Below are 18829 nucleotides of genomic sequence, written 5' to 3'. Positions count from 1 at the left end.
CGGTTCTGTCGCTCGCTGCCATAGCCGTCAGCCTGGCGGACTCGGAAAGGGCGAGGCCGCCTCGGTCACCGGGAGACGTCGTCTTCCGAACTCACGGCGCTTTTCGCCGTGAACGTCCCCCCCAACTCCGCAAGCACCGCAGGGAGGAGGATCGCGGCGGCGGTCGTGGGATACCGAGTGGCCGAGGGTTTTCAGTAAGTTACCGGACTCCGTCTTCGGTGGACCGCTAAATTCTGTTGCGAGATGCCGAAGTGACGTATCAATAAGTTCGCACTTACGCAACAAGGTACTGCTCGAAGCGGGTGAGTCAAGATGTATCAAGCACCGAGCGTGCTCGCTGGACATAGCTGTTCGTATCCCAACTTCGAGCGGTGCTGATGTCATCAAGGAGCGTGTGTGCTTCGTCGGGCGTCAATCGGTCTGTTCGAACGAATACCGAGAGGAGCGTGGGCGTCGTCACGAGTCGTGTATCAGCAAGAGAGGCGTGAATCAATCCAAGCGAGTTGAATTCATCACAAAGGAAGAGTGCGGCGTTGAGCTCGTTTGCAAGTGTTACTGCAGCGTTTTCACCATCGTCGAGTGGGAACTCGGCGTCAAGGTCCACAGCTTGGACTGTCAGCTCAGCAGTTCGATTGAGGACTGCAGTTGCGGCCCTCCCGTGTTCGTCATCGTACGACGCAATCTCTTCAAGCTCTGCGATAACCTCCTCTGGGACGAACACATCGTAGCGGTCGAGACAGAGCGAGAGCGGATTCGGAGTGGTGTCTGCGACGATACCAAGGCTCACCAGCGCTGACGTGTCTGCGACTACCTCTGGCATCTATAGGTCGGCGACTTCGTCAACGAAGCCTTCGTCCAGTTGCTGTTTCAATACACGGAGGTTGGCCGCTTCTTCGGCCCCGACGAGTGCCTTCAGTTGCTCGTAGCTGATTTCGTCGTCGTAGTAGGCAGCGGCGATTTCCTGAGTGATGGCATCATCGTGAGCGGCGTCCTGGAGGTACTCACGGAGTGCGGTTACGAGGACGTCTGTTCGGTCCTCCCCGAGAACTGTGGCGAGTGCGTCGGCCCGGTCGATGAGGCGGTTTGGGGCTCGAAACTGCACGCGCTTTTTATCGGTGCTCATCATGTGTACATTGTGAGCCAGTCTACTTAGGCATTTTCGTGTGTACAATGTGAGCCTGTTCTCGCACGTCCCTCGGTGAGATGGAAATAGTACTCACAACGCTCTCCTCGGAAGTCTCAACAAACACGTGGTGTTAGCTGAATCTACTCTGCGACCGTCGGCTCGACGACCGCCGACGACCGCACTTCAAAAAACACCCACCGCTAGTCAACCCAGAAAGAACAGGACTGCTCGTGCTTTCTCAGGAAGCGTGGTATTGTCCTAGAGCGGGCTCGTGGTATGGACGAGGGTGTGCTGACACCCCGTCGTGGTGGCCGTGCTAACACCACCTGTAAGCCGACTCGTCATCACTCGCCCTCGACGCTGGCGTCTTGGAGTTGAACGACGAGACGGTGTTCACCCGCCTGATTCTTATCCACGCGGACAGTGCGTGGTGAGATGGCCGCGAGGTCCTCGATTTTCTCGAAGATACGCTTGAGTTCGCTCGAGGCGAACGTCCGGTCGAAGTACGCGTTCAGATAGGGCCGGACTGCTGGGGCGGTGTAGACGACGCGCTGACCGTTCGCATCCGAGACCACTCTCCCCCACTCCTCTGGGTGTTCGAGGAGTGCTTGGGCGCGATGGTGGACGGGGTAGACGCGGTCGGTCACGCTGTCAGGTCCCTGCTGGACGAGCCGCACGAGTTTGTCCTTCGAAATCAGGTCGGCGTCGGTTACGTCGATGTCGGCTTCGTCCGCGAGGTCCGAGAGCCGTTGTTTCAGGCGGGCGTCCGCTTGGCTACGAGTCTGTTGTTCGGTCTGGATGGTGTCGTGGAGATCCTGAACGTCCTCGCGCACGTCGGCTTTTGCGCGAGCGATTTGTTGGGTGCGGTCTTTCTTGAGGTCTTCTTCGGCCTCCTTGCGCGCCTGGCGTTCTGCTTGGAGGTCACCACGGAGTTCCTCGATTTCGGTCTCCTGGCGGTCAATGGTCGCCTGTTGGTCGTCTACATCGCTTCGGAGGTCCCGGACTTCCTCGCGGAGTTGGCGGACCTCCCTCGTGAGTTCCCCAATCGTCATCGCCGACACGGGCGTCTCGGAGTCAGCATCTACTGGCACAGTCCGTCACCACCTGAATCGACTGGGAGAAACTTGGCAGTTAGTGGCTCGGCGAGTTGTAGACTACCGATAGTCTTGCCTTGTTGAGTGGTCTCTTGGATTCGGTATTTGTCTGTTAGTGTCTGCTGACGAGATGGTTTAGGTGCAATCGGTACGTGTGGGTGTGCGGGAATTTGAAGTCCCTTGGTCGTGTTCGTTGACATGGCTTCCGTACTGGCTCTACGGAAGCAGTCGCGGATCTGATGTTCTGACCATCAGTCCGCTCCGTTTTGAGTAGAATCCTACCTAACGACTGGTAGGCCACCTGTAGCTTCCGTACAGGTCATTTGGATACCAGGCATTTATAATTTGGCAGTCTAAACTGCCATTATGATTGTCTATGGTGTTAGAGGTCAGACAAACCAAACTCGGTAAGTGCCATGTGGAACTCGATTCACCAATGGCACGGCGAAAGCGGGGCCGCTGGATGAATACTGCAACTGACCCCGTCCTAGAGTTTTTAGACCATCATGAGATTGCCGTTCCAATCGGTGTTCTCGACAACGAGCTAGACCCCGGCTATCGCACAATAAAACGAGCCCTCGAAGAACTGGAGAGTCGGGGATACGTCGAACGAGATGACGAGTATAGCTCTTTCTTCTCCATTACCGATCGAGGGCAGGCATATCTACACGGCGAACGAGACGCAGATAAAGACTAGACCACCAATCCATCTACTACACCACTATTTACTGATAAAATACCGCTGGGAACGAGCCCTATGAGTGCTACTAGACGGTCGATATAGACTCTTCGGGGTAGTATATTGTTGTTAGCATTTCTTACGGCCAGTCCTATGAGAAGCCCTATGTCAATATAAGCCTCGTCACTATTGCTAGTTAGACTAATCAGTAGAGTCCTTCGATGAACGCGTCAATGGTTACCGTTGGTGTCTGTATTGATTAGGACTCTTCCTTTCGGAAATCAGAACATTTACCCGTGCCGAGGGAAGAGCGATCTCCGATCCTTCTTTTAATATTCAACAGCATCTTCGTTAGTTATATCATGGTATCATTTGTATCGCTAGATTATGGCCGATGATCAGGATTCCTCGGAAGCGAAACCGGTCAGTTCAAACCAAGTCCACGAACTCTGTAAGGATCTAACTCCAGACAGTGTGCGCGTAAGAACAAATGGTTCTGAATATCTAGCGGAGCATCTTCGTAATACTCTGGAGGCGCTAATCAAAACAGCTGAAGAAAATCGAATTGAAAAGGAGGATAGACAGTTGGAGCGAGAACATATTGATAATGCGATAAACGAGGCGTTCAGTCGGTATAATATGATGGACGAATTCATCTCTCTTGTCGAGCAATACGAATACGAACTTAAGCGAGAGGCAGCGTCAACGAAGATGCTTGAGTTTGATGACCTTAACGATGAGTAGAACATATTTCTTCCGTGATGAGGAGGGGTATACTCATCGGGAGCGTCTCGACAGGCTCCACGTCGCTGATTTCCAGGATCCTGATCTCCCACCGATTAGGGATCTTATTGAACGGACACCACTTACTGCGGCTGAACTGCAGGCAGCAACTCAGGAGGAAGTCTACAATAAGATTCAACGGCGACTCAACGGCAGCTGGGAAAACTTCGTAGAGCGAGTGTTTAATTTACGAGGTGATAAAGGAGATTTATTTAATCTTAAGTTATATTTCGGGAGCGATATTTCGTACGATACACTGTATGAGAAGGCATCTGAGAAAGTTCGGGACGAAGACCATGATAACTTGCATGAATCAAAGGTACGAAATTCGTTGGTCAGTGTAAAAGATCGCGGGGACGGAATTCTCGATCTACGGTTTGTGATCCCTGGCAACCAAATAGCAGAAGAGGATATAGAAAATGACACCCAATATAGATTCTATAACTTCTATGCTGAAGTTAGAGTCTACACACAGCAAGGAGTTCTCGCAATCTCGCGCCGTGCGATGGATGATGATGATATCTCCCGCCTCCGTAATCTAATTGAGACTTGGAGTGAAGGAGATATTGAGCCCCAACCTCGGTTGACCCCAAACGAAATGCTCGCATTAGAGAATGCTTTGGATGGGCAGAACGTCGGTATAGACTATGGTCAATTCAAGGGGGGCCGAAATATTAAGAAAGCCCGTTACAGTGGAGCATCAAATCTCAGTCCACTTAATTCTGAGATCGTTCGTCCGGCATCTCTCAACGGACGGATTGTCAAATTAAAATTTGAGCACACCCATACTGCCGAAGATCACTCCTGGGATGTAAAGATTCGGCTTCAGTACGAGTGCAAGATATCTGCGACAAAGGAGACTACCCCCTCCTGTATTAACCAGTTGGTTAAGGAGCTGGTCAAAATTCGGGAGTATAAGAGTCTACTCCGAACTGTTACCGATCGGCTTGAGGAGCATCGTTGGAAAATCAATAATCAAACCGCTGCGGGGGGTATACGAACCTATCTCAACCGGCGAAACCTTGCGCTACGAACCGCAGTTGATAGACACGTTGAGAACTCACAAATCGAGGCCGTGGAGATACAGATGTTCCGTGACCTCTTCTTCAGTCTTGGATGTGAACTTCTCAAAACCGACCAGATAAAGGACGCACCTGATTCTGATATCCCAGAAGATCCTCAACAGAAAGCGCATCTGAAGCAGCTTTTCGACGACTATTCACGGTGGGATTTGGACGACCCCAATTACAATTTCGATAAGCTCTGGTGCCAGCTCCACAGTTTGCTGACCAGTGACTTTACGTCCCCAGTCGATCTAATTGAAACCGCTAAGTCTGAATTCGAGATATGAGCTTTCAGCACAATGGATCGGCTCCAGAGCTCACCACCGCTAATGAGCGGCTGCTGCGAACGTGCTTTGATCAGGTCTCCGATCAAGGGGCGACACTCGATTATGTCTTCAATGAAGCGGACATAGAGCGATGGGCTGATGGAGCATATTCTAGTGTCACTGAAGATCCAAACTATCCGTGGCGTCACTTCTTTATCGAGGTCGATGATGGGTGGACTCTCGACTCTCACGCACTCGCGCAAGCGTGGTGTACGACGCTTCAAGAGAAACATGGCATTCCTACGACTGAGCTGGCAGAAGCAGACGATGGGTTGCAATACGATGCAACAGTTGACGGCGGAAATCGAGGAACGGTCAAGTTCCAGCTCCACTTCGACGCTGAAAAACTACTGAAAGATGAAGCTAAGCCACGAGAGAGTAAGTTTCTTATCGGTTTCGATATACCGCGAAGCGGGATTGACCGTGATGCAGTATTCCCATGGGGAGATGTCATAAACAATGAATTCTGGCAAGAGATATCGAATCTATTAATAGAGTTACAGGGGGCTCCGGCTCAAGAATTGTACGCGGTGAACTCGTACGCGGCTACCAATATGCCAGCAGGACCACAGCGTACACTTGAGGCAATCACCGCTGTAGATGATGATCTTGAATTTCGGGCACAACCACAATTGGTTGATAATATCAAATATGCCGGTGATGAGCTTGATGTTACCAGTCTAGTGTCGGCAGTTGAAATTAGTGATTCGACTCACCTGACTGTATGTAACTGCACGGACTCGAAGGCAGAGGCGCTTCACCTCCATCTCGTCGAAGACGGTGAAACTCAACAGCTGGACGCTAATACTGATGCAGTTGAGGTTATCGACACACTCGCTAAAAAAGTTAATAACTATAATGACTTGAAGGATGACAGACACAATACTGGTCGTTTTGTCAAACTCACGCTCGGTTTGTTAACTGTTGGGGCACTACCCGCTATTAACGCTGTTGTTGGTATGATTACTAATGGGCAACTAAAACTTGAGCCAGCAGCACTTACTGCTCTTAACACTGTGTTTTTATTGGCCGTATTTGCATTTTTCTTAATGACAATTCAGCCGATGTTTGAGCTCTGGCATTTTAACTGGGATCAACCTACTGCATACGAGAATGCTAGGTCCCGGATACGGTCAATGTGCAGATCCAACTCCAGCTCACATTGATTAGCGTTTCCTTTTAATTATTCTATCTTAATGGCGAAATTTAGAATAGCGTCCTAAAAAGAGTACCACTGGCATGACCCAGCACTAAAATACTCCCGTTGGTGACTGGCGATTACGCTACACCGATTCCGTGTTCTCGATAGCCTCACTCACATCATCAAGGAAGGCAGGGTCGTATTCCTCATCGACGTGATTTACGTTCCAAAGCCCCGATTTACGGATTTTCTCGCTTCGGCTGTGTTTACCAACCCAATCATCTGAGCGAGCATTAACTGTCTCTCGCTGGTAGTTGCTCAGTAGTGCAATCATATTCCGCTCGATATAGGCCCGTTGACTCTTGGGGCTCGGTTCGTCGTCCACGTTCAGCCAGAGGAATGGAAGGTCCCGGAGATAGTTGCTCACTCGCTGTTCCATGTCAAGTTCATTGAGCCGGCGTTCCCGTTTCGCGCTTGAACCCTGGCCCCAGTAGGGATATTCCTCCTGCAAGTCTTCACGGTCGATAAGGGCTTCACCAACTCGTTTTCTAAATACTGAGCCCCGATGATTTCCACCACCTTCATAGCTTCCTCGTTTCGCTCCCCGGTGTGTTCGGAGCCGGTCCCAGAGTGACGTGCCACTTCCTTCGGAGACAGCATGGGTTCCAATACGGGTCACTCGAAGGTGGTCGTCCGAGTCTTGGTATTCACCTGGGGCAAAGAAAATGTAGACACCACGGTCTGGCCAGTCCATATAGCCAGTACAGTCTTTGAGTTTTTGTTTCCCGCCGACTTTCTCATCGAGCCGTTGAAGAAGTGTATACAGTCGATCAATGTCCCGCTTGCGTTGCATTTTAGCTATTAGTAATACTTGAATGGAGATATAAAGAAGTTCGTCTGTGAACCTCACGTCAGGTTCTTTGAAGCACAAGACGGCGAGAGAAAGGGAAATTCATATAGTGAAAATAGCTAACTAGATGGTGGTGAACAAAATTAGTGAGATTCTACGTTCCTGAATGGGATGACGCAGTTGATGCTCACTACGACTTTGAACATGATGAACTCTCTAACCTCAACCGCCAAGAACGAAACCTAGACTACATCTGGGATATCTTCGAGCGCGACACTACACCTATCGATGGGGTTCTCATCTCGCGCGAGCAGGTAGAAGAGACGAATCGGAAGACCGAACGCCTTGCAGAGTACGGCGTTTACGACGACCCCGTTCTCTCTATTCCCGACTGGCTACCGACAATCAGCGACTGTGGCGCGTGGGGGTACAAGGCCCTCCCCTTCCCTCCGTACGGGAATGCCGAGATGCTGGACTTCTACGAGACACTCGAAGTCACGGTCGGAGTGACGATAGACCACCTCGTTCTGAGGTCTGGAAAGGACAAAGGGCGTCTCTATCTCGACGAACGCGCCTTCCGCTCGGACTTCAAAAAGAGCGATATCCCGGACGCGCTGACCGATATCGTCGATCTGATGACGGACGAGTGGCCCAAGGAGTGGCCCGTGTATGTCGACGAGTACGAACCAACGATACGGACAAGAGCGGACGGAGACGTCGAACCGTTCACCGCCGAGGATTTCCAAGGTGACATAGATGCAGTACTTGAGAGTCTAAAGACCGATCCTCGCGCGGTCTACCGTGAGAACGATGCGGAGTTCCGCTATGAACTCACGTTGCGCAATGCCCAAGAGATGTACGACCTCTACCACGACGGGAACTACCCATTCCGACTAATGGTCGCAATTCAGGGCTGGAACGCCGAGTCATATGCCAATGCTGCCGACACCGTTCTCGATATCGGCTATAACTATCTCGGGATTGGCGGGGTTGCAGGTAGCCTAATTCACGAGGTCCGGAAAATCGTGAAGGGCGTCGGAAAGACTGTCAAGGAGTTCGAGCGCGAGCACGACACACGCATTGACTCACACGTCTTCGGATTCGCGAAAACGGAGGGCTTCGAGACAGTCGGTCGATCAGGGATCACCAGTTTCGACAGCGCAAGCATGTTGCGCTCGGCGTGGACTGGCGGACAGAATTATCGGTTGGACGCCGACGAGCGCTACGACGCAATCCGTATTCGATACCCCTCTAACCGCGACGACCTCGACGAGGCAATCGAAAAGTCACTTCGAGGTCGGGAAACGCTAGTGGCGCTCCGAGCATACGCGGCGGACGAGTCGATTACGGATGCCCTTCAAGACTGGCGCGAAAAGGCTGGGCCTGTGCTATCGGCGACGCGAGAGTATCTCCGGGAACACCGCCACGACAACCGATACGACAAGTCCCGACTCCGTGACATCGAAGCAGCCTTCCGCGATCACTTCGACTACGCCCGAGAGCTACAAGCTACCTTCAGCGAGAACCTCCTCGGTAAACTGGTCAAGCTCCTCCGCTCCGACGAGCTGGCGGATCCCGTCGATTTCAGCGACTACGATGAATTGCTCAAAGTCGCCGAGCGGAAATTCGAGGGCTTCCCGCGGATGAAGTCCGTGTTAGAAGACGAGGAAGCGCCTACGGAGTACGATGAAATTTGGACCGTCGTTCGTGATTATGCGGAGTGGATTGGAGACGATAACCTGCTTGGGGAATACCAGAAAACGCTCCAAAGAAGACCGTGGGAGAAGTGTGACTGTCCGATATGCGTCGAGAATGGCGTTGAGGTTTGTATCTTCCGTGGAAATGATCGAAACCGCCGCCGTGGATTCCATAACACGCACCGGTTCTACCACGAGTTCGCGGACAAACTGCCGAAAATCATCGTGGCAACACAGGGGACAGCGTCTCTAAGCGGCTACGACACAGTTAAAGACTATCTCCGGAAGGAGCACTCGGAATTCTGGGAGCAAGTCCACGATCTTCCCGTTGCCGAAGTCGGTGTTGTGGACGCCGATGGAGTCCGAGAGTGGTGGGAGAACACACCAGCCTCGGTGTCATTCTCACGTACTAGTATGGCTGAAAATCTAGGTCGGGAAACTGAGCGATATCAGAAATTGATTCTGCACGCACCCGACGGTGACGTAGATAAACGTCTTCTCGATACTGTCAAGCAGAGCGGCTGTTCTATACAGGTCTACGAGGAAGCGGACACGGTGCGAAAGAGCGCACTCGAGAGTTGTGGTGGGAACTATGTCGCTGGTGAGGATTTTGTTCCGCATCCGCCACAACTGTCGACCGACGACGGCCTCGACATCTTGGTCATTGACCAGTGTTCAGGCTCGAAGAACACGCCAGAGACTGTCCAGGAATTCGATGCGGAAGAGACGCTCCGATTCTCGAGGAAGGAACTGCTGGAACGTGATGACGTGCCGGGAATTGCTGCTCGGGATTTGTATACTGGCCGCCAGCAGGAGTTCGTGAAAGACGCCGTGCGGCGGTTGGATCGGGAGGGCCATTATGTCCGCCGGTACTTCATTAGTGCTGGTTTCGGGTTGGTTGAGGAGACTGAATCCCTGCCTCCGTACGAGGTGACGTTCAGTTCGATGAACGTTAGTGAGATCTGTGAGCGGTCCGCCCAGTTACGCATTCAGGAGGACTTAGCGCAGGTGATGACCGAGTCAGACTACGATGTTGTCTTCTTTACGCTCGGGAAGGACTACTACACGAGTATCGATATTGACGAGATGGTGCAGGAAGTCCTGACCGATCGTATTGGCGTAGTGTTCAATCGAGAACTCGTTGACGAACAGTTCGATAATATCGTGTCCGTCCCAGCACGGATGGATGACGCAGAGAAGCACGGCACTATCGTTGTCGGTCTAAAAGGCTTCTACTTTAAGAATTTTGCACGTCGTGTGGATAGCATTGACCAGCTAGACCCTGAAACTATTGAGGACTTATGCAGGCGGGTAGACGAAAAACCAGCCCAATCAACGCTCGAAGGCCTATAATACTACTTGAAATAGTCCGTGTAGATATGTAGAATGATACTCTAGACCCATGCTAGCGCCGCGTTGTGCTCAGCAAGATACTCGGGATTTAGACTCTCATCGGGGAGTGGAACACGCTCACCGGCTTGTTCGACAATCGTGCGCTGAAGCAGGTCGCTTTCCGTGTCGAACGATGGGTTCACTCGCAGTCGATACTCTCGGTCGATGGTGAATAGCTCCCGGTCAAATGCGGCATGATGCGTCTTGCTCAGTGGGAGTACGTTCGTCAGGTCAGCCCTGTAGTCGGGATACTCGCTCCACGATAACACATGAGCGACATCTAACAGCCCTGGATGGTCAACGCCAGAAACGGGGCACGTCTGGTCGTGTTGTGCAATCACCGTCGCACGGAACTCCGGATCGACCGCTCTCGCGTACGCTGTAGTTTCGTACGTGCCAGCCGACATCCCTGACGGAGACGCCGTCGATGTCCAGTTAGTACCTGCCCAGTCCTCGACCGCGTCCTCAACGAACTGCCATCCGCTGTCGGTTAGGACGTATTCGTCGTCTCGTTTTTCGACGAGGTCCATACTCCGCAGCCAGTTCGCCCGTTGCTTCGCCATATCCGTCTCCCCGCGACTCCACCCCAACTCCGGATGCGTATCCAACTGTTGGTCGCTAATCTCCATGATCGTCATCGGCCCAGCAGACAACGCGTACAGCAGACTCCGAAGCCCGACGTTGCGCTCACACATAATGCGGAGGAGCGTCGCAACGTCCTGCTGCTGGACGTACTCACGGCCAGCATCCCCCAGCAGCCAGTACTCATCGTCTTCCCGAAGGAATCCAATCTGTCTCAAATACCCGACCCGCCGCATAATCGAGTCCCGGCTTGATACGTTCGAGAATGTCCCTCGATGCCACCCGATGAGTTCATCCGTCGATGGCTGATGGGCTTGAACGAACTCGATAATCAAGTCTAGCGTCTCAACGTAGTGTGTCCCACCGCCGAACATCGGGACGATACTGCGGAGTCGCTCCGGAGGCATACCGGAGTTGTGTTAGAGCCCGATCAAGATCTTTTCGTTGTCAAAGCAAGTATAAGGACGAAATTATGTTCTTTTTGGTTGGTGGATTAATCGCTGGCACTAGAAATCTGAGAGCGACCGCTGGCGCTCGTAATCATATGGCTCGGTCAATACACCTCGAATCGCTGAATAGTCATGCTGGGCGTGCCGGTTTTCCTCGATGGCCCTATCGACGATTCTTGCTCGGAACCGCTCGTACTTAGGTGACGTCAACAAGTCATCTATATCGACCGTCTGCAACTCCCCATGCCGGGCGAAATAAATCCCGGCCCGTGACACCTCCGGGTACTTGCCATCCCATCCCTCCTTTCCATAGGTTCGTCCCTCGACCTCATACAGCTCTCGCTGGATATCTACCAACACATAGTATAGCAACAACTGTCGCCAGTATGCTGGCGTAAAGGTTCCCTTCTCAGTTGTTTTGATATCGACTAACAGATCATCAATGATGAAATCACCCTCCCCAGGCAGGATGTGTTGGTGCATCCCAAAGCGTGGATTCTCCACGAGACGCTCGCCGTCGGTCCAGGCTTGTTCACGGAGCAACCGAAACAGGCTCGCCATCTCTTCGCGTAGCTCGTCTTCAATCGTGGCGCGATCGACCCACGAGGTAACCACTTCGTCTGGCTGCCAGCCAGCGTTCAGCAAGGCCGCTTTCACCACCCCCTCAGTATTCATTCCTGTCTCAATGAACTGCTCAACAACCGTTGCAAGCTCCTCATCATATCGCCAGGTGAGCGGGCTTGGACGTGGCCGCCAGTCCGCCCGTTTCTCCAACTGTGCTTCCCACTCCTCTCGGTTCGAAGCACGATTGCGCTCGTCCTCCCAAACGAACCCATCAAAAACGGAGACTCGAACTGGCGGCTTCTCCGTTGAGTCCCATTCGTATTGGTTTTCGAAGTCACTCGTGTCTCGACCCCATCGCTCAGCACGGTCCAAGACCTCCGATCCGTCCGTATACGCAGGAAGATTCGGCCGGATAATAGAATCACACTGGCGGTACAACCAGACGCGACTGAGGAATTCTACACAGTTGCCTACCAAGCGATGGCTATAGCCATTATTTGAGATCTGCAAGTCAGCCTCAACGTCCTGGCCGGGATTCGGATAGCTCGAATCTATCTCGCTACGAACATCGTCGAATGAGATGAACGAAGTTACTCCAGTAACCATGGGCAGTAAGAAGTATCTCCAGCTATGTGAAATAATCCCGTTATTGGAATCTAATCTCGGGTAACGGAATGTGGCGAGTCCCAAACTGCGGCCAGCCTCGTGGCATTGGCGGGTCGCAGTAAGCAAGTAGATTGGCATTCCGTAGTAACATGTACTGCGTGATTCATTTAGTTACAGTTAGTGGACGCCGCGTCACTCCGAAGGAGTTTGCTAAAAGCTGTTCTTGAAGCCGTGGAGTTCTCGGTGTTTCGCTATGAACAGCTGGTCTGGCCGAAATCGTTCATCGGACAGAAGCCGAACTCTCTTTCCTTCGAGTTGTTTGAACTCGTGGTAGCCATTCCGGTCAGGGCAGTCCCTGACAAGAATCGTATAGTCGTCTGTGAGTGAGAGCCAGCCGGAGTCGAATGCCCGATGGTGAAGCCGACAGAGCGCTATGCCGTTTCGGATATCATCACGCCCGTTCTGTTCCTTCGGATAGATGTGGGCTGCTTCGACCTCCGGTTGTCCGTCGGTGGTCTCTCGACTCTGTCTACACATCGCGCACGTATCATCGTATGCTTCTTTGACGAGTCGTGTAAATGCTGCATCCCGTGCCCGCTGTCTACGTTCTATGAACTCGTCTTCAGCTTCGGTTAGCCGGGGTTCACCAGCAACGGCTTGCTTCAATTCGGTCTGTGCGTTCTCAATCTCCGCCTCAGATGGCTCATCCGAGTCTTCGTCGAATATGGCGGCTTCGACAGAGCCGTAGTCGTCTACCAACCCTGCAACGCGCTGGTCGGCGACGCGAGTGAAGCCTTGCACGACTGGCCGCGCCTTGTACCCAAGCAGGTTCCAGATATGCTCAATAGCGAGGACGTCCGTGGTGAAGTCCTCGATGGTGAAGATATGCCTACTCCGCGGTTCGTTCCAGAGGAGTCGCCCCACGTCCGAGTTTTCGAAGGTGCGTCGCACGCGTCCACCTGCGATGAACGCCCCGTCGTGATAGAATAAGACGGAATCACCAGATGTCATCTGATCGATTGCGGTCTGTTTCTTACTCGCGTCTGTCTCGGTTGTCCCCCAAATTCTGCGTTCCGTCAACCCTTCCAATTGCGGTGGCACGTCCTCGTAAGCCGTGAGATCGACTGGCGATTCAACAGAGCGTCTGAACTCGTCTCGCCACTCGTCGTTCACCGGAATAAGGTATAGTCCACTAGTGTCGTTCACTAAGCGGTTCGTTTGTCAGTATTCCATTGTGAAGATTTCCTTTCTAAACGTCGTCTCCTGACCTGGATCGCCTCATGCTCGCTCTATGACGACAGGCAGGGTCATTGAGGATAATACCGCGACAGAATCGCTAGAGTGTCTCGCTACTCTGTATTACTCGGAATCAATTTTCCGCTGAGTGGGCAAGTACCAGAGGATTTCCTCGATATCGGTCCCTTTCGAGATCTCGACCGAGAGGTTCGACCCACCCGAAACGTGTAGTTCGAGGACCTGTGGCCGACGGAAGAGAGTGGCCAAAATAATCAGGACTCCAATCAGAATCGGAAGCGTAATAATCCCGATTGCCAGCGCCTGAAGATCAATTTTCCGTCCGTATTCAACGGACGTGATATTCTCAAGGGGGACCTCCCGGAACCCGAGACCCCCTGCTATCTTATCGTACTTGATGAGCCGTTCGTTTGTCACGTACCAGTGGCTCTCACCGTATCCAAGAAGCGACTTCAACCACGGAATCAGCCCGGACGGTCGGTGTTTGAAGGAGTACGATACCTCCTCGTCCTTCAACATGTAGTCGTCAATCTCTTTTGGGGAACTCTCCTTCGCTTTCGTGGCAGTTGCCATGAATCGGTCATCACATCTTTGCCACTTATATCTGTAGTGCTATTATCACACAGAATAACTCACGAAAGAGACAGAGATGTTTTCTCTGAAGAGGCGTGAACGAAGAGCCCCATTCCTCAATCTTTCTCAACCATCTCCTCCACCGACGGATCAACCGAAATCCCGACCTGCTCGCCCAGCTCGTGTTCGTAGTCCCGATACATCCGAACAATCACATCCTCGACCTCCCACGCGAACGTGAACGTGAGCAGGCCGTCGCAACACGAGAGGTTCCGAAATCCCACGCCGCCGATGGCGTACTTCTCCAACTCGTCGTGGTACTCTGCCAGGTCGCACATCAGCGCCGAGACTTCTACGAGGTCCTTCTCCAACGCGGCGTACTCCTCGCCGAGCACGGCCAGCGTCGAGAACTCCTCGCCCTCAACGTGGTGTGGGCACTCCTCGACGTCGTCGGTCACCAGCGCCGGCCCGTCGCCATGGTCGAGGAGGACGTCCGCGTGTACCGAGTTATCCTCGAACTGCTGCAGGTGAAGGACCTCGATGTCGAGGGGAAGCCCCTCCGTGGCTTCTACTTCCTCGAAGTCCGACTCGGGAGCTGAGAGGAGTCGCCGATACGCACTCATGATGTGAGCCCGCGTCTCGTCGGTCAGCACGCGGTCAATTGGAAAGACGGAGTCGATTTTGGTCACAAGTGAGAGCGCGAAGAAGAGGGATAAGTAGTGTGCTGTGGACGGAGTGGAAGTAAAAGTATAGACCACAGAAAATATTTATCGAGTAGCGGGTTTCAATCTCAAATCTTAGCTTCATCAAGATATTTGCAATCACCAGTATAGATAGGTCTTCCTTCGTATTCCATCAGTATTCTTTCCAGTTCCTCGATAGCCTCTTTCGCATCATCAAGCACCTCTGCTGCCTCGTAAGCCAATGAGTATGGATGTTCTTTATCTATTTTTGTCAGGGCTTGCTCTACCAACTCTTTCGTATCCTCCTCCGCAGATGAGCGGAGTTCATTTAATTCTTCCCGGTTATAATCGTCAATTGACGCTGAGTAGATGGCAAAAGAACTGCCGCCGCCTCGATCGACTCGAATCCAGATCAGCGGCTCGTCTGAATGAACTCCAGAATCTCCTTTCTCAAGTCGTGATATCGCCACGTCCTGAAGATCTTCGAGGCCATCATATCGGTCTCGCCCAAGGAGTACAATCTGTTCAAATACCCATCGACTAAAGAAATCTGCAGGCTCAAGCTTGTATTCCTCTTTTTCCACGATTTCGCTCTCGTCATATTCCTCTCTAAACTCCTCACGTAGAGAAACAAATCGGTGGTGGAGCCGCTCAATTTCTTCTTTCGCCTCTCGAAGATCAGGGGCATGATTATTGAGCAAGTCTTGCAAGTAGCGATCACCTTGAAGCTGTGAGGGTATAATCTCGAATTCTTCCTCGTCAAGTGGTGTAACTGCATATGATCCAACCGGTGCAGTTTTGAAGGATGCTCCTGCAACGCCGGGGAGATTCATATCTGGCCCATCAATTGGAGTTTCGCCTGTTTCCCGATCTGGATTTCCGTGCCAAAGTCGAACTCGCTCTCGTAGCGTTTCTGTATGCTGTTGTCGAGCTTCTCGATTGAGCTCCTGAGTAAGAAGTTCTCGTTGAGATTCGAGAATCCGAGTTTGCTTAAAATAGAGAGCTACCAGAGCTGCGGAGAGAATTGCAGATATTGCTATGTCGATGGCGGTCAACCAGTCGCCACTAAAGTCTACCATGTTCTTCGTTATTGAAAGGTGATTGAAAGAGTTTATACATCCTCTATCGATTCACTTCCGTATTCCCACGGGGTCACACGCGTTCAGAAATTGACGCCGAAAATTGCACACGTCCCGCACTAACCCTGTGTGCAAAACGCCGCGCACTCGTCCGCGAGCACGCCCTAATCACCCGCCCTGATCACGCCGTAGACGTATTCATTTATATACCAACTTCCTCTCAGTAACCCTAGAAAACTAGGCCACAAGGGTATGTGTGCAATTTCATCTATCTCAGAATGGCCGACTCGCGCGAGCGTCGGCTCGAAAACCTCTGCAAAGCCATCGGCGAGAACATCAAGAGCAAGGCGGTCAACCGTGCCGCCGACTACTACCGCAAGAGGGCCAGGGACACGACTGCCGTCTTGACCAGCGCAGTCAAGGAGCTGATTCAACTTGTCGTCGAGCGGGGCAATGTCATGCCCGCGGAGATCACCGTAATACCTGATGCTAACGAACTCGTCAATTTCGGTCTCGGACGCTGATGCCGACATTCCCCACGCGCTCACGGTTGACGCAACCGAGGCGTCCAGCGAACAGGCAACCTTCGGTCTGTCTAAGTTCGGTGCGACGATTTCAACCGACCACCCAGAGAATACTAGCGATAGGCAGGACAGTAGACGCAGATACTAGTAGAGGCGCTGAATTGGAGAACACCTAGTGTCTTAGGTGAGTTCGTATTCGACGACCTCAATTGGACCATAGTAGGGACAGGGGTCCGTCTGAGAGTCCACGGTCGTCCCACAGTAGCGACATTCGTAGATGGTCGTTGATTTGCGTTGCCTCGTTAAGAGCCGGTGGAGGACTTGAAGAACGGTCATTGGCGTGGCGGTCTCCGCGTCGAGTGCTGGCGTTCCGGCGACGCCTCGTCCCATGAACGTGGGATGACTCCCTGATTCTCAATCAGGTCGGCGTACTCTCGTAGGAGACCGACGAGCACGAGCTCAGGGACACCGGCTTGCGCCTGTCGGAGGAGCCATCGTTCGAGGTCTTGTTCGACTGTGTCGGTACGATTTCGGCCAAACGAACGTCGAGTCTTCTCAGCCATTGTTGTGACGCGACCTCGTGGGTCGCGCCTGCACCCCTTGCAGGCGCACACAAACTCCCCTGTACGCCACACGTCACGACTCGACACTGTCGTGGGGGCCGATGACCTCTGTCTCGTCGTGACTCCACGTCTGAAGTTTCTCGATCATGTACGCCCGTGCCTCCCCAAGCGCGAACTCACCGTCGTCAACGCGGTCACCGATGACATCTTTCAACGCCTGGAATTGACCACGGCTGTACTCCTCGTCAACAGGATCGCCATCCCTCCAATTGACGGACTGGAGAACACCATTTCCTATCGTCTCTGAGGACTCGACAGCCTCAGCGTCGTACTCAAGGCCAAGCCACCGCGTTCGGTACGTTGTCACCTCGAAATCCTGTGAGACCGCGTAGAAGGCTTCGTGGTGGAGATAGTCGAGATACTCCGAGTAGATTTCGTCCAATGAAACTCCCACGACAATCGGGTCCGGGTTGACTGGTGTCTGTGACTGTCGGTCGACGGCGTATGCGTCTGGGGTCGTCTCCGTGCTTGATTGCAGGGCTTCGTAGTGGTCGTGGGCCCATTGGCTGGGGTGGTCGCCACCGAAGGGTGTCTCGTGGTTGAGTTGGTGTTTCAGCCGGTAGTCGAGGGCTCCATTGTGCGAGTAGTGGAGGGTGTATGATGCATCTAAGCGTTCGTAGGCGATGAGTGCGCGATATCCCATTCAGAATCAGCGGGCCATCGATGTGCGCCGCAGTCTTGTCGGGCGCACAAAAATACGGCCAATTCGTTTGCTTTGAATGGGTGATCGAAGGCTTGTGAGCAGACGGCCGTTGCGCATACATCGGACAGAGAGTACGGAAACCGGCCGGGATTGGTGGCAGGGTGGGAGTGAACGGGGCCGGGTGCTCGCGTCCGAAGGACGTGGTCGAGCGACTATCTGGGCCGACTGGTACTGAGAGGCACAGATATCTTGCAGAGCCGACCGCGAGCACCTGGGGCGTTCGAGGATGCCGTCCTTCCTTCTTCGTGGGTTCTCTATCTTGTAACCAACAACCGTCCATGAATCGAACTACCTATTGACTAGCCTAATTACTGTCTGGGGTGAACGATTCACCGGAGGTATACATTCAGGGTTTTGGTTCAGGAAGGACGAATTGGAGTGTCACGTCCTCCTGCTCGGCTAGTTCATGTAAATGCCGCTCAGCATCGCGATCCGAGTCCCGTCGGAGCAAATCATAGTTTGAAAAGACAACGCACTGGCGGTCAACATCGTCAGGCAGGGCACCAAGTCGAATGATGTCATCGGCGATATCTCGATACTTACTGTTGTCGTCATCGGGTCGGTAGCGCAGGTAGTTGACGTTCTTTACATACTTGAATTCGACACCGGCCACTAAATCCGACGGCTCAAATTCCTGTGTTCCACCGTGAAGCGTTATTGCCATGACATCCGCAAAGACACCCAAGTCAAGCCGTTCACTCCCGCCAAATGGGAATTTAGTGCCGCCAACTTCACATTGGGCTCGATCAATCTCAGTAGTGTCCCGGTAGTGGGCCGTATACGCTTCGTGGTCGGGAATCGATCCCCTTGCACCCGAGGATTCCTCGACTGTAACAGACTCGACTGAGGCAGGCGGTAGGACCGAACTGACCCGCAAACGGATCGCTTCTGCAAGGGAACGTTCGTCGCTGTAGTTTGCTGGGTGGCGTAAGAACGATTCTGCAGTAGCCTCGATTGAGAGATTGAGTGCCTGCTGAACGTGGGACATACTAGGAAGGAGAGATGTATCTGTAATAGGGACACCGATGCAGAGTGTG

General features: G+C 52.7%; 18 protein-coding genes. 6 read left to right on the top strand and 12 right to left on the bottom strand.

Annotated features, from left to right (window positions below; genetic code table 11):
- Positions 1-307: 307 nt before the first annotated feature.
- The 3 genes from E2484_RS24025 to E2484_RS24015 form a co-directional block, all read right to left on the bottom strand.
- Positions 308-820, bottom strand: coding sequence for a hypothetical protein (locus E2484_RS24025; protein ID WP_137287729.1), 513 nt, complete (start codon positions 818-820; stop codon positions 308-310).
- On the bottom strand, positions 821-1123 hold the full coding sequence (locus tag E2484_RS24020) for a hypothetical protein (protein ID WP_137287728.1): 303 nt from the start codon (positions 1121-1123) through the stop codon (positions 821-823).
- Positions 1124-1470: 347 nt separating this feature from the next.
- Positions 1471-2217 (bottom strand): hypothetical protein, encoded by a 747-nt coding sequence (locus E2484_RS24015; protein ID WP_137287727.1) that lies wholly within the window; start codon positions 2215-2217, stop codon positions 1471-1473.
- 466 nt (positions 2218-2683) lie between these two features.
- Here E2484_RS24015 and E2484_RS24010 point away from each other — a divergent pair, with 466 nt between their 5' ends.
- The 4 genes from E2484_RS24010 (at position 2684) to E2484_RS23995 (ending at position 6238) form a co-directional block, all read left to right on the top strand.
- Complete coding sequence (locus E2484_RS24010) at positions 2684-2917, top strand: ArsR family transcriptional regulator (RefSeq protein ID WP_137287726.1); 234 nt, start codon at positions 2684-2686, stop codon at positions 2915-2917.
- 369 nt (positions 2918-3286) lie between these two features.
- Positions 3287-3643, top strand: coding sequence for a hypothetical protein (locus E2484_RS24005; RefSeq protein ID WP_137287725.1), 357 nt, complete (start codon positions 3287-3289; stop codon positions 3641-3643).
- On the top strand, positions 3636-5033 hold the full coding sequence (locus E2484_RS24000) for a hypothetical protein (protein ID WP_137287724.1): 1398 nt from the start codon (positions 3636-3638) through the stop codon (positions 5031-5033). Before E2484_RS24005 ends, E2484_RS24000 begins: the two co-directional genes overlap by 8 nt.
- A complete protein-coding gene (locus E2484_RS23995) occupies positions 5030-6238 on the top strand; it encodes a hypothetical protein (protein ID WP_137287723.1) in 1209 nt (402 codons plus the stop codon). Before E2484_RS24000 ends, E2484_RS23995 begins: the two co-directional genes overlap by 4 nt.
- 117 nt (positions 6239-6355) lie before the next feature.
- On the opposite strand, the gene E2484_RS23990 is transcribed toward E2484_RS23995, so the two are convergent.
- Entirely contained in the window at positions 6356-7066 is a 711-nt protein-coding gene (locus E2484_RS23990; protein WP_137287722.1) for a hypothetical protein, read from the bottom strand.
- Positions 7067-7209: 143 nt separating this feature from the next.
- Between E2484_RS23990 and E2484_RS23985 the strand changes: the two genes are divergently transcribed.
- The gene (locus tag E2484_RS23985; RefSeq protein ID WP_137287721.1) at positions 7210-10113 is read left to right on the top strand and encodes a DUF6884 domain-containing protein; all 2904 of its coding nucleotides are present in this window, start codon (positions 7210-7212) and stop codon (positions 10111-10113) included.
- Positions 10114-10154: 41 nt separating this feature from the next.
- Here E2484_RS23985 and E2484_RS23980 read toward each other — a convergent pair whose 3' ends face one another.
- The 6 genes from E2484_RS23980 to E2484_RS23955 all read right to left on the bottom strand — a co-directional run bounded on the left by E2484_RS23980 (position 10155) and on the right by E2484_RS23955 (position 15942).
- Positions 10155-11141, bottom strand: coding sequence for an HNH endonuclease (locus E2484_RS23980; protein ID WP_321113112.1), 987 nt, complete (start codon positions 11139-11141; stop codon positions 10155-10157).
- Between the two features lie 99 nt (positions 11142-11240).
- Entirely contained in the window at positions 11241-12119 is an 879-nt protein-coding gene (locus tag E2484_RS23975; RefSeq protein ID WP_137287720.1) for a hypothetical protein, read from the bottom strand.
- 444 nt (positions 12120-12563) lie between these two features.
- Complete coding sequence (locus tag E2484_RS23970; protein ID WP_321113111.1) at positions 12564-13526, bottom strand: HNH endonuclease; 963 nt, start codon at positions 13524-13526, stop codon at positions 12564-12566.
- Between the two features lie 186 nt (positions 13527-13712).
- Positions 13713-14180, bottom strand: coding sequence for a PH domain-containing protein (locus E2484_RS23965; RefSeq protein ID WP_137287719.1), 468 nt, complete (start codon positions 14178-14180; stop codon positions 13713-13715).
- A 116-nt stretch (positions 14181-14296) separates the two neighbouring features.
- Positions 14297-14869, bottom strand: a complete 573-nt coding sequence (locus tag E2484_RS23960) for a hypothetical protein (RefSeq protein WP_137287718.1) — start codon at positions 14867-14869, stop codon at positions 14297-14299.
- Positions 14870-14970: 101 nt separating this feature from the next.
- Positions 14971-15942: a hypothetical protein gene (locus E2484_RS23955; RefSeq protein WP_137287717.1), complete on the bottom strand. Its 972-nt coding sequence runs from the start codon at positions 15940-15942 to the stop codon at positions 14971-14973.
- 278 nt (positions 15943-16220) lie between these two features.
- On the opposite strand from E2484_RS23955, the gene E2484_RS23950 reads away from it, so the two are divergent.
- Positions 16221-16466, top strand: a complete 246-nt coding sequence (locus E2484_RS23950; protein ID WP_137287716.1) for a hypothetical protein — start codon at positions 16221-16223, stop codon at positions 16464-16466.
- A gap of 636 nt (positions 16467-17102) precedes the next feature.
- Here the strand turns inward: E2484_RS23950 and E2484_RS23940 are convergent.
- Entirely contained in the window at positions 17103-17732 is a 630-nt protein-coding gene (locus E2484_RS23940) for a DUF6735 family protein (protein WP_137287714.1), read from the bottom strand.
- 406 nt (positions 17733-18138) lie between these two features.
- Positions 18139-18780 carry a hypothetical protein gene (locus tag E2484_RS23935; RefSeq protein WP_321113107.1) on the bottom strand — a complete coding sequence of 214 codons (642 nt, stop codon included), beginning with the start codon at positions 18778-18780 and terminating at the stop codon, positions 18139-18141.
- Positions 18781-18829: the final 49 nt, after the last annotated feature.

Origin of the sequence: Halorussus salinisoli, assembly GCA_005239435.1 — an archaeon.
In the GTDB taxonomy this organism is placed as follows: Archaea; Halobacteriota; Halobacteria; order Halobacteriales; family Haladaptataceae; genus Halorussus; species Halorussus salinisoli.
The sequence above is the reverse complement of the archived record's forward strand: the minus strand, read 5'-3'. Positions and strand labels throughout refer to the sequence as shown.